This is a genomic window from Streptomyces sp. MNU76 (assembly GCF_020982545.1).
GTDB lineage: Bacteria > Actinomycetota > Actinomycetes > Streptomycetales > Streptomycetaceae > Streptomyces.
In genome coordinates, this window is sequence record NZ_JAJKLK010000005.1 from 183138 (window position 1) to 196856 (window position 13719).

11 protein-coding genes and 1 pseudogene are annotated in these 13719 nt (G+C 71.3%); 8 read left to right on the forward strand and 4 right to left on the reverse strand.

What is annotated here, in order from left to right; genetic code table 11:
- From E4N62_RS14205 to E4N62_RS14215, 3 genes are all read left to right on the forward strand, one after another.
- Nucleotides 1-924, forward strand: coding sequence for an ABC transporter ATP-binding protein (locus tag E4N62_RS14205; protein WP_230214447.1), 924 nt, complete (start codon nt 1-3; stop codon nt 922-924).
- The gene (locus tag E4N62_RS14210; protein ID WP_230214448.1) at nt 921-1700 is read left to right on the forward strand and encodes an ABC transporter permease; all 780 of its coding nucleotides are present in this window, start codon (nt 921-923) and stop codon (nt 1698-1700) included. Before E4N62_RS14205 ends, E4N62_RS14210 begins: the two co-directional genes overlap by 4 nt.
- Nucleotides 1701-1778: 78 nt before the next feature.
- Complete coding sequence (locus E4N62_RS14215; protein WP_230214454.1) at nt 1779-2813, forward strand: heme A synthase; 1035 nt, start codon at nt 1779-1781, stop codon at nt 2811-2813.
- Between the two features lies 1 nt (nt 2814).
- On the opposite strand, the gene E4N62_RS14220 is transcribed toward E4N62_RS14215, so the two are convergent.
- From E4N62_RS14220 to E4N62_RS14235, 4 genes are all read right to left on the reverse strand, one after another.
- Nucleotides 2815-3588 (reverse strand): nucleotidyltransferase domain-containing protein, encoded by a 774-nt coding sequence (locus E4N62_RS14220; RefSeq protein WP_230214456.1) that lies wholly within the window; start codon nt 3586-3588, stop codon nt 2815-2817.
- 45 nt (nt 3589-3633) lie between these two features.
- The gene (locus tag E4N62_RS14225; protein ID WP_230214457.1) at nt 3634-4740 is read right to left on the reverse strand and encodes an amidohydrolase family protein; all 1107 of its coding nucleotides are present in this window, start codon (nt 4738-4740) and stop codon (nt 3634-3636) included.
- A 57-nt stretch (nt 4741-4797) separates the two neighbouring features.
- On the reverse strand, nt 4798-5151 hold the full coding sequence (locus E4N62_RS14230; protein WP_230214459.1) for a hypothetical protein: 354 nt from the start codon (nt 5149-5151) through the stop codon (nt 4798-4800).
- Between the two features lie 174 nt (nt 5152-5325).
- Nucleotides 5326-6282, reverse strand: coding sequence for a heme o synthase (locus tag E4N62_RS14235; RefSeq protein WP_184895536.1), 957 nt, complete (start codon nt 6280-6282; stop codon nt 5326-5328).
- 373 nt (nt 6283-6655) lie between these two features.
- Here E4N62_RS14235 and tkt point away from each other — a divergent pair, with 373 nt between their 5' ends.
- The 5 genes and pseudogenes from tkt (at nt 6656) to pgl (ending at nt 13575) form a co-directional block, all read left to right on the forward strand.
- Nucleotides 6656-8743 (forward strand): transketolase, encoded by a 2088-nt coding sequence (gene tkt / locus E4N62_RS14240; protein ID WP_230214461.1) that lies wholly within the window; start codon nt 6656-6658, stop codon nt 8741-8743.
- Between the two features lie 33 nt (nt 8744-8776).
- Nucleotides 8777-9895 (forward strand): transaldolase, encoded by a 1119-nt coding sequence (gene tal / locus E4N62_RS14245; protein WP_230214463.1) that lies wholly within the window; start codon nt 8777-8779, stop codon nt 9893-9895.
- 5 nt (nt 9896-9900) lie between these two features.
- Complete coding sequence (gene zwf, locus E4N62_RS14250) at nt 9901-11439, forward strand: glucose-6-phosphate dehydrogenase (protein ID WP_230214470.1); 1539 nt, start codon at nt 9901-9903, stop codon at nt 11437-11439.
- Nucleotides 11436-12800 carry a glucose-6-phosphate dehydrogenase assembly protein OpcA gene (opcA, locus tag E4N62_RS14255; protein WP_230214477.1) on the forward strand — a complete coding sequence of 455 codons (1365 nt, stop codon included), beginning with the start codon at nt 11436-11438 and terminating at the stop codon, nt 12798-12800. The genes zwf and opcA overlap by 4 nt, the downstream gene beginning before the upstream one ends.
- A pseudogene (gene pgl, locus E4N62_RS14260) lies at nt 12797-13575 on the forward strand (6-phosphogluconolactonase). The gene opcA and the pseudogene pgl overlap by 4 nt, the downstream one beginning before the upstream one ends.
- The last annotated feature ends 144 nt before the right edge of the window (nt 13576-13719 follow it).

The window sequence follows — 13719 nt, forward strand, 5'->3', positions numbered from 1 at the left end:
ATGCGAAGTGACCCCGTGGTCCAGGTCCGGTCCCTGGTGAAGCGGTACGGCGACAAGACCGCGGTGGACGGCCTGGACCTGGTGGCCGGGGCGGGCGTGACCGCCGTGCTCGGCCCGAACGGCGCCGGCAAGACGACCACGATCGAGACCTGCGAGGGCTACCGCGAGCCGGACTCCGGCTCGGTGTCCGTCCTCGGCCTCGACCCGGTCCGCGAGGCCGCCGCGCTGCGCCCCCGGATAGGCGTGATGCTCCAGTCCGGCGGTGTCTACTCCGGCGCCCGCGCCGAGGAGATGCTCCGCCATGTGGCCCGGCTGCACGCCCACCCCCTCGACGTGGACGCTCTCGTCGAGCGCCTGGGCCTCGGCAGCTGCGGCCGTACGACGTACCGACGGCTCTCCGGCGGTCAGCAGCAGCGGCTCGCCCTCGCGATGGCCGTCGTCGGCCGGCCCGAGCTGGTCTTCCTCGACGAGCCGACCGCGGGCCTCGACCCGCAGGCCCGGCGGGCCACCTGGGAGCTGATCCGGGATCTGCGCGCGGACGGCGTCTCGGTCATCCTCACCACGCACTACATGGACGAGGCCGAGCAGCTCGCGGACGACGTCGCGATCATCGACGGCGGCCGGGTCATGGCCCAGGGCTCGCCCGAGGAGCTGTGCCGGGGCGGCGCCGAGAACACCCTGCGCTTCACCGGCCGTCCCGCCCTCGACGTGGGCTCCCTGCTGAAGGCGCTCCCGGCGGACTCCGCCGCCGTCGAACTGACCCCCGGCGTGTACCGGGTGACCGGCAAGGTCGATCCGCAGCTCCTGGCGACCGTCACCTCCTGGTGCGCCCAGCACGGGGTGATGCCGGACCGGATCTCGGTGGAGCGCCACACCCTCGAAGACGTCTTCCTGGAGCTCACGGGCAAGGAGCTGCGTTCATGACCGCGCGTACGGGCACGGGCTCCTACACACCGAAGCCGGGTGCCGCCCCGCTCCCCCGCATGATCGCGGCGCAGGCGGCGCTGGAGACGAGGATGCTGCTGCGCAACGGCGAGCAGCTGCTCCTGACGGTCGTCATCCCGACGCTGCTGCTGGTGCTGTTCGGCTCGGTGGACATCGTCGACACCGGTGAGGGCGAGGCGGTCGACTTCCTCGCGCCCGGCGTCCTCGCGCTCGCCGTGATGTCGACGGCGTTCACCGGGCAGGCCATCGCCACCGGCTTCGAGCGCCGCTACGGCGTGCTGAAGCGGCTGGCGGTCTCCCCGCTCCCCCGCTGGGGCCTGATGGCGGCGAAGACCCTGTCCGTGCTGGTCACGGAGGTCCTCCAGGTCGTCCTGGTCACGGTGATCGCCTTCGCGATGGGCTGGGACCCGCACGGCAACCCCTTCGCCGTGCTGCTCCTGCTGGTCCTCGGCACGGCCGCCTTCTCGGGCCTCGGGCTGCTGATGGCGGGCACGCTGAAGGCGGAGGCGACGCTGGCGGCGGCGAACCTCGTCTTCCTGCTCCTGCTGGTGGGTGGCGGCGTCGTGGTCCCGCTGGAGAAGTTCCCGGACGCGGCGCAGAGCGTGCTCGGGCTGCTGCCGATCGCGGCCCTGTCGGACGGGCTGCGGGACGTCCTCCAGCACGGCGCCGGGATGCCGTGGGGCGACCTCGGGATCCTCGCCGTGTGGGCGGTGCTCGGGCTGGGCGCGGCGGCCCGCTTCTTCCGCTGGGAATAGCGGCAGGTCACCTCGCGTGTGAAGTGTGAAGAGCGGCAGGTCACGCCTGCCGCACCTCAGGGCCACACCCCCTCGTGAATGCGTGCACAAGCGGCGGCCTACGATGGGGGCGTGCCGAAAGTGACCCGCGACGACCTCGTCTCCGCTGCGCGCAACCCGCTCGCCTTCATCGCCGAACGCTGGACCCCGGACCCCGGAACGGTCCGGCGGGCGGCTCTCGCCGCCCTCGTCATGGCGGTGGTCATCGTGGTGACCGGCGGTGCCGTACGGCTCACCGGGTCGGGCCTCGGCTGCCCGACCTGGCCCAAGTGCACCGACGACTCGCTCACCGCGACCCGTGAGATGGGCGTCCACGGCTACATCGAGTTCGGCAACCGCCTGCTGACGTACGTACTGTGCGCGGCGGTCGGCTGGGCCATCGTCGTGGCGCGCTCCCAGAAGCCGTACCGGCGGAGTCTGACCCTGCTGGGCTGGGCGCAGTTCTGGGTCGTCATGGGCAACGCGGTGCTCGGCGGCATCGTCGTGCTGGTCGGCCTCAACCCCTACACGGTGGCCGCGCACTTCATGCTGTCGACCGCGCTGATCGCCGTCGCCGCCGTGATGTGGCACCGCACCGGCGAGGGCGACACGGCCCCGCGTCCGCTGGTCGGTCAGGCGGTGCGGCAGCTGGTGTGGGTCCTGGTCGGCGTCACGCTGCTGCTGATCGCGGTGGGCACGGTCGTCACCGGCGCGGGCCCGCACGCGGGTGACTCCAGCGAGGTCGAGCGGATCCCGCTGAACTGGGAGAACGTCACCAAGCTGCACGCCGTGCTGGCCTGGATCGTGGTGACGCTGACCTTCGCCCTGTGGTTCGTCCTCAAGGCCGTGGACGCCCCCGCCGAACCGCTGCGCCGCACCCGCGACCTGTTCCTGATCCTCCTCGCGCAGGGCCTCCTCGGCTATGTGCAGTACTTCACCGACCTCCCCGAGGTTCTGGTCGGCGCCCACATGTTCGGCTCCTGCCTGGTGTGGATCGCGACCCTGCGGGTGCTGCTGTCGCTGCGGGAGCGGCCGGTGGACGAGGTCGACGTGCCCGCCGCGGCAGCCGAGGCGCCGGTCGCGGCGCGCGGCTGAGTCAGCCGTACGCCGCCACGAGGTCGTCGATCGCGGGCCCGAGGAACAGCCGGGTCAGCTCGGCCCGGTACGGCACCTGCTCGGTCGGTGCGCCGTAGCGGCGCCGCCGGACGTCCTCGACCACCTCGGCGGGCGCGCCCAGCGTGGGCAGCAGGTCCAGGGCCTCCCGCTTGGAGATCAGACGGCCCTCGCGCAGGGTGGCCGTGGCGCGGGCGAAGGTGAGCAGGCCGAGGTCGACCCAGACGTCCCGCTCCCACAGAGGGGCCCTGTCCACGGCCGGGCGCCAGAACTCCTTCTGGTCACGGACGACGAAGGCGTCCAGCTCGATGTCGGAGACGGGCGGCAGCAGGGCCTTGGGCTCCTCGCCGTGCAGGACGAGGCCGAAGGTGTGCAGTTCACGCCGGGCGACCGGGGTGACCGTCCGCCGGAACAGCCGCTCGTGCGCCCAGGTGAGGTGTCTGCGTGCGGCGTCGGCCGCCGTGGCGGGCGTCGGATAGGTGCAGTGCAGCAGGGCGGCGAGGCGGTCGTGGCGCAGCCGGGCGTGCAGTCGGCCGACCTGCCAGGCGGTGCGGGCGGTGACCGGGCCGTCCAGGACGACGATCAGGTCGAGGTCGCTGCGGCCCTCCCGGTAGTCGCCGCCGCCGAGGGAGCCGTGGGCCCAGACGGCGAGCGGGGTGAGCGCGCGGAGTTCGTCGAGGAAGTGCCCGAGCAGGGTCGCCGTGTCGGTGTCGGTGGCCGGTCCGGGTAAGCGGGTGGTCGCGTCGCTGCGTGTCATGTGCCCAGTCTGGACAGCCGCCGCGGGCGCCGTACACCCGGCGGCTCACTCGAGCCCGTAGACCCGTCGTGCGTTGTCGGCGGCGATCAGTCCCGCCACGCGTTGGGCGTCCGTGAGCGCCCAGGCGCCCTCCGCGACCCACGTCCCCAGCACCCGTGCCAGCGCCTCGCGGAACAGTCGGGCCCCGACCACGTGCAGTTCGGGCAGGCCGTGGGCGCCGCTGGAGAAGAGGAGCTTGCCGAAGGGGGCGAGTTCCAGGACCTCGGCGAGCACGGCGGTGGCCCGTGCGCCGGTGCGGACCAGTTCGGCGCCCAGGTCGGCGTAGACGTGCGGGAAGACAGCGGCGAGGTGGGCGGCGTGGCGGTGGTACGGGTAGCCGTGCAGCAGGATCAGGTCGGTGCCGAGGCCCGCCGTGGCGCGGGCGAAGTCGGTGAGCAGGACGGGGTCGGTGGCGTCGATCCGCAGGCCCGGTTCGCCGAGGCCCGCGTGGAGCTGGAGGGGGCGGCCCGAGGCGACGGCGATCCACAGCAGGTGGCGCAGGAGGACGGGGTCGGTGAGCGATCCGCCGACCGGCCGGTGGGCGAGCCAGCGTCCGACCGCGCCGCGCACCTCGCCGGGCCCGGGCGGCTCGGGCGCGAACGCCAAGCCGTGCCGCACGCCCGCGACCGACGCGAAGGCGACGGCGTTCGCGGCGGCCGCGTGTACGGACTCGGCGAGATTGGCCAGGAACGACTCGACGGTGCCGGAGGTGTCGGCGACCTGTTCGGCGAGGAGTTCGAGTCGGACGATCTCGTGTGCGTCGGCGTCCGCGGTGGAGGCCATCTCGCGGGGGCCGGTGAGGTCGCCCGGCAGGCCCGTGTCGACGAGGTAGGTGGTGACCCCGCTGCCGCGCAGGAGTCTGCGGCCGGCTTCCAGGACGCCCAGCTCGCGGCGGCGGGCGAGATAGCGGGCCGGTGGGCAGTGCGGTTCGAGGCCCAGCAGGGGTGGGCACCAACGGCGGACGGCGAAGCCCGTCTGGGTGTCGAAGAAGGTGGTGCCGGGGGCCGGTGGGCCCTCGCTGCGGGCGAGGTGGGCCTCGAAGGTGCCGAGGCCCAGCTCCGTGCGCAGTACGCCGTGGCAGTACTGGTCCACGAGGGACGGCGTGTCGATCATCGGGCTCCCCGAGGCTGGACCTGTGAACTCCCACAGGTCCTAACGGGTGAGCGGGGCTCAGGTGTTGCTGTTGCTGGGGCCGCCGACCTGGATTCCGGCCATGCGCGACCACTCGTACGGGCCGGTGCGCACCTTGGCGGCGAACTCGCCGTCGAAGTCCTCGTGGACGGTGACGCCGGCCTTCTGTACGGCCAGTTCGGCGATGGCGTGGGTGGGGGCGACGAGGTCGCCCCAGCCGCCGTCCTCGCCGACCAGCACGATCCGTGCGCCGAGCCGGCCGATGTGGGCGACCTGGGCCTCGGCGCCCTGGTGGGCCTTGGCGAAGGCGCCGATCTGCTTGGCGAGTTTGGCTGCCTTGCGGTCGGCCTTCGCGTCCGCCTTGGCCTCGTCTGCCTGCTTGGTGTCTGACATGGCCAGGATGCTACCTGCGGGTAATGCGAGCCGCGATGGTGAGGCCCGTGGGCTTCACCACTCGCCGTTGTGCTTTCTGGCGAGTGGGTGCGTTCAGGATCGTCGTGGTTGCTCGCGCCCAGGCGGCGGAGCCGCACATCGATACAGCCCCGCGCCCCTTACGGGGTGCGCACCTCAGCGTAGAAAGGGATCGACAGCCACCGCGACGAACAGCAGCGACACGTACGTGATCGACCAGTGGAAGAGGCGCATCTCCTTCAGCTTGGCGCCGGTCGCGCCGTTCTTCGCGCGGGTCTGGAGGGCGTGCGCCTCCCAGAGCCACCAACCGCCGGTGACCAGGGCGACCGCGGTGTAGAACCAGCCGGTGTAGCCGAGGGGGGTGAGGAGGAGCGAGACCGCGACCATCACCCAGCTGTAGAGGACGATCTGGCGGGCCACGACCTTGTTGGAGGCGATGACCGGGAGCATGGGCACGCCGACGCGGGCGTAGTCGTCCTTCACCTTCATGGAGAGGGGCCAGTAGTGCGGCGGGGTCCAGAAGAAGATGACGAGGAAGAGGATGACCGCGGCCCACGACATCGAGTTCGTCACCGCGGACCAGCCGATGAGCACCGGCATGCAGCCGGCGATGCCGCCCCAGACGATGTTCTGCGACGTACGCCGTTTGAGGATCATCGTGTAGACGACGACGTAGAAGAGGAGCGCCCCGAGCGACAGCCACGCGGACAGCCAGTTGACGAGGACGCCGAACCAGATCGTGGAGACGACCGCGAGGGTGATGCCGAAGACCAGGCCCTCACGCGGGGTGACGAGACCGGTGACCAGCGGACGCTGGGATGTGCGCTCCATGAGGGCGTCGATGTCGCGGTCGATGTACATGTTGAGCGCGTTGGCGCCGCCCGCCGAGAGGTAGCCGCCGACGCAGGTGGCGAGCACCAGCCAGAGGTCCGGGACGCCCTGCTCCGCCAGGAACATCACCGGAACCGTGGTGATCAGCAGCAGTTCGATGATCCGCGGCTTCGTCAGCGCCACGAACGCCTTGACGCGGGCCCCGATCGGCCGCTGACCCCGGCTGCTGCTCGTGTTGCTCGCGCCCAGCACTCCCGGTGGACGGGATTCGACGGCCGTCACGCACACCCCTGACAGAGACTCCCAGCAAGCCTTGGGATGTGAACTCCCCGTGACGGCTCGCGCGTACCACGCCACTGTAGACGTTGCCCAGAGCCAGCCTTTCAAGGGGGTGGGGTCGTGTTGGGAGGCGGCCTCCGGCGAGCCGAACACACTTCGGTTGAGCAGTCGGATGAGCGGCTCCGTATTCAGATGTCGAACAGCGGAACCCCCAGGTCTCACCATGCGGAACACGGGTCGGGAGGCGGACCGGACCCAGTCCCGTCAGTCTGGAATGACTCGAAAAAATGCGCGTTCCCACGGGGGTAGGCTCGACAACGGCCGGTGCCGTGAAGAACACCGGCACGAGACATGTGGAGAGGAGCCCTGACCCAGGGTGAGCACCAAGCCGACCACTACAGACCTCGCGTGGACCGAATTGGACCAGCGGGCCGTCGACACCGCCCGGATCCTGGCCGCCGACGCCGTCCAGAAGGTCGGCAACGGCCATCCGGGCACGGCGATGAGCCTCGCGCCCGCCGCGTACACCCTCTTCCAGAAGGTGATGCGCCACGACCCCGCCGACCCCGACTGGGTGGGCCGTGACCGGTTCGTCCTGTCCGCCGGCCACTCCTCCCTGACCCTCTACATCCAGCTGTACCTGGGCGGCTTCGGCCTGGAGCTGGCTGATCTGGAGGCCTTCCGCACCTGGGGCTCGAAGACCCCGGGCCACCCCGAGTACGGACACACCAAGGGCGTCGAGACGACGACCGGGCCGCTCGGCCAGGGTGTCGCCAACGCCGTGGGCATGGCGATGGCCGCCCGCTACGAGCGCGGTCTGTTCGACCCGGAGGCCGCCGTCGGCGAGTCGCCGTTCGACCACCATGTCTTCGTGATCGCCGGTGACGGCTGCCTCCAGGAGGGCATCTCCGCCGAGGCCTCCTCGCTCGCGGGTCACCAGAAGCTCGGCAACCTCGTGCTGCTGTGGGACGACAACCACATCTCCATCGAGGGCGACACCGAGACGGCCGTGTCCGAGGACACGGTCAAGCGGTACGAGGCGTACGGCTGGCACGTGCAGCGCGTCGAGCCGCAGGCCAACGGCGACCTCGACCCGGCCGCGCTGTACGCGGCGATCGAGGCCGCGAAGGCCGTCACCGACAAGCCGTCGTTCATCGCGATGCGTTCGATCATCGCGTGGCCCGCCCCGAACGCGCAGAACACCGAGGCCGCGCACGGCTCGGCGCTCGGCGCGGACGAGGTCGCCGCCACCAAGCGGGTCCTCGGCTTCGACCCGGAGAAGGACTTCGAGGTCGCCGACGAGGTCATCGCGCACACGCGTGCCCTGGGCGAGCGCGGCCGTGAGGCCCGTGCCGTCTGGGAGAAGCAGCTGCAGGAGTGGCGGGACGGCAACGCCGAGCGCGCCGCGGAGTTCGACCGGATCAGCGCGGGCGAGCTGCCCGAGGGCTGGGAGTCGCACCTGCCGGAGTTCGAGACCGGCAAGGGCGTCGCGACGCGTGCCGCGTCCGGCAAGGTCCTCCAGGCGCTCGGCGCGGTGATCCCCGAGCTGTGGGGCGGCTCCGCCGACCTCGCCGGGTCGAACAACACCACGATCGACAAGACGAGTTCGTTCCTGCCGGCGGACAACCCGCTGCCGGAGGCGAACCCGTACGGCCGGACGATCCACTTCGGTATCCGTGAGCACGCCATGGCCGCGGAGATGAACGGCATCGCGCTGCACGGCAACACCCGTGTCTTCGGCGGCACGTTCCTCGTGTTCTCCGACTACATGCGCAACGCCGTGCGGCTGTCGGCGCTGATGCACCTGCCGGTGACGTACGTGTGGACGCACGACTCCATCGGTCTGGGCGAGGACGGTCCGACGCACCAGCCGGTCGAGCACCTGGCCGCGCTGCGGGCGATCCCGGGCCTTAACGTGGTCCGCCCGGCCGACGCCAACGAGACCGCGATCGCCTGGCGCGAGATTCTCAAGCGGTACACCAAGGAGTTCGGCAAGGGCGCCCCGCACGGTCTGGCGCTGACCCGTCAGGGCGTGCCGACGTACGAGGCCAACGAGGGCGCCGCCAAGGGTGGTTACGTGCTCTTCGAGGCGTCGAACGGTGCGCCGGAGGTGCTGCTCGTCGCCACCGGTTCCGAGGTGCACGTGGCCGTCGAGGCCCGCGAGCGGCTGGAGGCCGACGGGGTGCCCACCCGCGTCGTGTCCATGCCGTCCGTGGAGTGGTTCGAGGAGCAGGACCAGGGGTACCGGGACAGCGTTCTGCCGCCGTCCGTCAAGGCGCGTGTCGCGGTCGAGGCCGGGATCGGGCTGACCTGGCACAAGTACGTCGGTGACGCCGGCCGCATCGTTTCGCTGGAGCACTTCGGCGCTTCGGCCGACGGCAAGGTCCTCTTCCGCGAGTTCGGCTTCACTGCCGAGAACGTGGCAGCGGCCGCGCAGGAATCCCTCGCCGCCGCTCAGCGCTGACGCTTACACACGACACGTAGGAGATGTAATTCCATGACAGACGCACTCAAGCGCCTCTCCGAGGAAGGCGTGGCGATCTGGCTGGACGACCTGTCGCGCAAGCGCATCACGTCCGGCAACCTCGCCGAGCTGATCGACCAGCAGCACGTCGTGGGCGTCACCACCAACCCGTCGATCTTCCAGAAGGCGATCAGCAGCGGTGACGGCTACGAGCAGCAGGTCTCCGACCTCGCCGCCCGCAAGGTCACCGTCGAAGAGGCCATCCGCATGATCACGACGGCGGACGTCCGTGACGCCGCCGACATCCTGCGCCCGGTCTTCGACGCGACCGGCGGCCAGGACGGCCGGGTCTCCATCGAGGTCGACCCGCGCCTGGCGCACAACACCAAGGCGACGGTCGCCGAGGCCAAGCAGCTGGCCTGGCTGGTGGACCGGCCCAACACGCTGATCAAGATCCCGGCCACGATGGGCGGCCTGCCGGCCATCACCGAGGTCATCGGCCTCGGCATCAGCGTCAACGTGACGCTGATCTTCTCGCTGGAGCGCTACCGCCAGGTCATGGACGCCTACCTGGCCGGTCTGGAGAAGGCCAAGGAGCGCGGCCTGGACCTGTCGAAGATCCACTCGGTGGCGTCCTTCTTCGTGTCCCGGGTGGACACCGAGATCGACAAGCGTCTCGACGCGCTCGGCACCGACGAGGCCAAGGCCGCCCGCGGCAAGGCGGGTGTCGCCAACGCCCGGCTCGCCTACCAGGCGTACGAGGAGGTCTTCTCGGACGGCCGCTGGGCCGCCCTGGAGAGCGCGGGTGCCAACAAGCAGCGTCCGCTGTGGGCCTCGACCGGCGTCAAGGACCCGGCGTACAAGAGCACGCTGTACGTCGACGAGCTGGTCGCGCCCAACACGGTGAACACCATGCCGGAGGCCACGCTGGAGGCCACCGCGGCGAGCGGTGAGATCCGCGGCAACGCGATCGCGGGCACGTACGAGCAGTCGCGGGCCGAGCTGGACGCGGTCGAGAAGCTCGGGATCTCGTACGACGAGGTCGTGCAGCTGCTGGAGGACGAGGGCGTCGAGAAGTTCGAGGCGTCCTGGAACGACCTGCTCAAGTCGACCGAGGCGGAGCTGCAGCGCCTCGCACCCTCGGAGGGCTGAACACCTTGGCACCTCTTTCCGTCACCGGAGCGAATCCGCTTCGTGACGCCGCGGACCGACGGCTCCCGCGTATCGCGGGGCCGTCGGGCCTGGTCATCTTCGGCGTCACAGGCGATTTGTCACGTAAAAAGCTGATGCCTGCCGTGTACGACCTCGCCAACCGCGGACTGCTGCCGCCGGGCTTCTCGCTCGTCGGCTTCGCGCGCCGGGAGTGGGCCCACGAGGACTTCGCGCAGGAGGTGCACGACGCGGTCAAGGAGCACGCGCGGACGCCCTTCCGCGAGGAGGTCTGGCAGCAGCTCATCCAGGGCATGCGGTTCGTCCAGGGCACCTTCGACGACGACGAGTCCTTCGAGCGGCTGCGCGACACCATCGAGGAGCTGGACAAGGCCCAGGGCACCGGGGGCAACTTCGCCTTCTACCTCTCCGTGCCGCCGTCCGCGTTCCCGGTCGTCATCCAGCAGCTGAAGAAGCACGGCCTGGCCGACCAGAGCGGCGGCTCCTGGCGGCGTGCGGTCATCGAGAAACCGTTCGGGCACAATCTGGCCTCGGCGGAGGACCTCAACAAGGTCGTGCACGAGGTCTTCGCCCCGGACCAGGTCTTCCGCATCGACCACTACCTGGGCAAGGAGACCGTCCAGAACATCCTGGCGCTCCGTTTCGCCAACACGATGTTCGAGCCGATCTGGAACCGGTCCTTCGTCGACCACGTACAGATCACGATGGCCGAGGACATCGGCATCGGCGGCCGGGCGGGCTACTACGACGGCATCGGCGCGGCCCGTGACGTCATCCAGAACCACCTGCTGCAGCTGATGGCGCTGACCGCGATGGAGGAGCCCGCCTCCTTCGACGCGGACGCGCTCGCCGCCGAGAAGACCAAGGTGCTCGGCGCGGTGCGGCTGCCGAGGGACCTGGGCCGGGACACCGTGTTCGCGCAGTACGCGGCCGGCTGGCAGGGCGGCGAGAAGGTCATCGGCTACCTCGAAGAGGACGGCATCGACCGCAAGTCGAAGACCGACACCTACGCGGCGATCAAGGTCGAGGTCGACAACCGCCGCTGGGCGGGCGTCCCCTTCTACCTCAGGACGGGCAAGCGGCTGGGCCGCCGGGTCACCGAGATCGCGGTGGTCTTCCAGCGCGCGCCCCACTCCCCCTTCGACTCCACCGCCACCGAGGAGCTGGGCCAGAACGCGATCGTCATCCGCGTCCAGCCGGACGAGGGTGTCACGGTCCGCTTCGGTTCGAAGGTGCCGGGCACCTCGATGGAGATCCGGGACGTGTCGATGGACTTCGCCTACGGCGAGTCCTTCACGGAGTCCTCGCCCGAGGCGTACGAGCGCCTGATCCTCGACGTCCTCCTGGGCGACTCGAACCTCTTCCCGCGCACCGAGGAGGTCGAGCTGTCCTGGAAGATCCTCGACCCGATCGAGGAGTACTGGGACAAGCACGGCAGGCCCGCGCAGTACCAGGCGGGCACCTGGGGTCCCGTCGAGGCGGACGAGATGCTCGAGCGAGACGGACGGAGCTGGCGCCGACCATGAAGACAGACCTCACGGACACCACGGCCAGCAAGATCAACAAGGCGCTGGTGAAAGCCCGCCGGGCGATAGGCACCCCGGCGGTCGGCATGGTGCTGACGCTGGTCATCGTGACGGACGAGGAGAACGCGTACGACGCGCTCAAGTCCGCCAACGACGCCTCCCGCGAGCACCCTTCACGCACGATCGTGGTGATCAAGCGCGTCTCCCGTTCGCCGCGCGACCGTACGAAGTCCCGCCTCGACGCCGAGGTACGGGTGGGCGCGGACGCGGGCACCGGTGACACGGTCGTGCTGCGGCTGTACGGCGAGGTCGCGGACCACGCCCAGTCGGTCGTGCTCCCGCTGCTGCTGCCGGACGCGCCGGTGGTCGTCTGGTGGCCGGTGAACGCTCCGCTCGACCCGGCCCGCGATCCGCTGGGCGCGCTCGGACAGCGCCGGGTCACCGACAGCTACGCCGCCGAGAAGCCGATCGACGAGCTGCGGGCCCGCGCGAAGAACTACGAGCCCGGCGACACGGACCTGGCCTGGACCCGGATCACCCCTTGGCGCTCCATGTTGGCCGCCGCGCTCGACCAGGTGGACTGCGAGGTCATCTCCGCGGAGGTACAGGGCGAGCAGTACAACCCGAGCGTGGAACTGCTGGCCATGTGGCTGGCGGACCGGCTCCATGTGCACGTACGGCGTGGGGTGTCGGCCGGGCCCGGCCTGAACGAGGTGCGGATGCTGACCAGCACCGGCCCCATCCGGCTCTACCGGCCGAACGGCGGGCTGGCGCTGCTCACGCTGGAGGACCAGCCGGACCGGGCCGTGGCGCTGAAGCGCCGCGAGACCTCCGAGCTGCTGGCGGAGGAGCTGCGCAGGCTCGACCCCGACGACACGTACGCGTCGGCCCTGCGGTTCGGGGTGGACCGGCTGGGCGGCGGGCTGAGCGCTGCGCCGGGCAGCGCGTCGGCGGCGACAGCGGCGGGGGCCGGGAGCTCCGCCGCCGCGGGTGCCAGGGCTACGGCTGGGGGTGCTGCCTCCGGTGGTGCGGCGCCTGGTGCCGCTGGTGGGACTTCCGGCGTCACGGCTTCCGGGGGTGCCGGGGCACTGGGCTCCGGGTCGGTGGCCTCGGCCGGTGGGCCCGGTCATGCCTCGGCGTCCGTTCCGGGTGCCGTTTCCGGTTCGGGTCCGGGGCTGGGTGCGGCCGTCGCGTCGGCCGCTTCCGCGGCGCGGGCTGCCGCGGCGCTGCCGCCGGCCGCTCCTTCGGCCGCCCCTTCGGGGACGGAGGGGTCGACGGGGTCTGCCGGTGACGGTGACGGTGACTCCGAGCGGCCCACTCCGGCGCAGATGCCGCCCGTGAAGAAGGCGACCACGTCATGAGCACCCCGCAGTTGGTCGTGCACCGCGACAAGGAGCTGATGGCGCAGGCCGCGGCGGCCCGGCTGATCACCAAGGTCGTCGACGCGCAGGCCTCGCGCGGCTACGCCTCGGTCGTCCTCACGGGTGGCCGCAACGGCAACGGGCTGCTCGCCGCGCTGGCGGCGGCGCCCGCCCGGGACGCGATCGACTGGGGCCGGCTGGACCTGTGGTGGGGCGACGAGCGGTTCCTGCCCGAGGGCGACGCCGAGCGCAATGTCACCCAGGCCCGTCAGGCGCTGCTGGACTCGGTGCCGCTGGACCCCAAGCGGGTGCACGCCATGCCGGCTTCGGACGGGCCGTGGGGTGCCGATGTGGACGCGGCGGCCGCGGCGTACGCCGAGGAGCTGGCGCGGGCGGCGGGGCCGGAGAACCACGGGTCGGTGCCGACGTTCGACGTGCTGATGCTGGGGGTCGGGCCGGACACCCATGTGGCCTCGCTCTTCCCCGAGCTGCCCGCCGTGCGGGAGACCGAGCGGACGGTGGTGGGGGTACGCGGAGCGCCGAAGCCGCCGCCGACGCGGGTCACGCTGACGTTGCCGGCGATCCGGGCGGCGCGTGAGGTGTGGTTGCTCGCGGCCGGGGAGGACAAGGGGGGCGGCGGCGATCGCGTTGTCCGGAGCCGGGGAGATCCAGGCGCGGCGGCGGGGCGAGCGGGAGGGCACGGACGCTGTGGCTGCTGGACGCGGCGGCGGCCTCGCGCCCGCCACGCTCGCTGTATCCGCCGGCCTCGCCGTAACGGGTTGGCTCTCGCCCCGCCGCCCCTGCCCGTTCCCATCCCTAGGGGCTGCGCCCCTTCGACCCCCATGCGCGGGCCGGTGGGGCTTCTCGCGCAGTTCCCCGCGCCCCTTTCAGGCGCGCGGGGAACTGCGTGGGGCGAGGA

What these genes read in the sequence shown, in the direction of transcription:
- E4N62_RS14225 (WP_230214457.1), bottom strand. Translation starts at nt 4,740, where the DNA reads ATGATCGACACGCCGTCCCTCGTGGACCAGTACTGCCACGGCGTACTG.
- E4N62_RS14205 (WP_230214447.1), top strand. Translation starts at nt 1, where the DNA reads ATGCGAAGTGACCCCGTGGTCCAGGTCCGGTCCCTGGTGAAGCGGTAC.
- opcA (WP_230214477.1), top strand. Translation starts at nt 11,436, where the DNA reads ATGAAGACAGACCTCACGGACACCACGGCCAGCAAGATCAACAAGGCG.
- E4N62_RS14220 (WP_230214456.1), bottom strand. Translation starts at nt 3,588, where the DNA reads ATGACACGCAGCGACGCGACCACCCGCTTACCCGGACCGGCCACCGAC.
- E4N62_RS14215 (WP_230214454.1), top strand. Translation starts at nt 1,779, where the DNA reads ATGCGTGCACAAGCGGCGGCCTACGATGGGGGCGTGCCGAAAGTGACC.
- E4N62_RS14210 (WP_230214448.1), top strand. Translation starts at nt 921, where the DNA reads ATGACCGCGCGTACGGGCACGGGCTCCTACACACCGAAGCCGGGTGCC.
- tal (WP_230214463.1), top strand. Translation starts at nt 8,777, where the DNA reads ATGACAGACGCACTCAAGCGCCTCTCCGAGGAAGGCGTGGCGATCTGG.
- E4N62_RS14230 (WP_230214459.1), bottom strand. Translation starts at nt 5,151, where the DNA reads ATGTCAGACACCAAGCAGGCAGACGAGGCCAAGGCGGACGCGAAGGCC.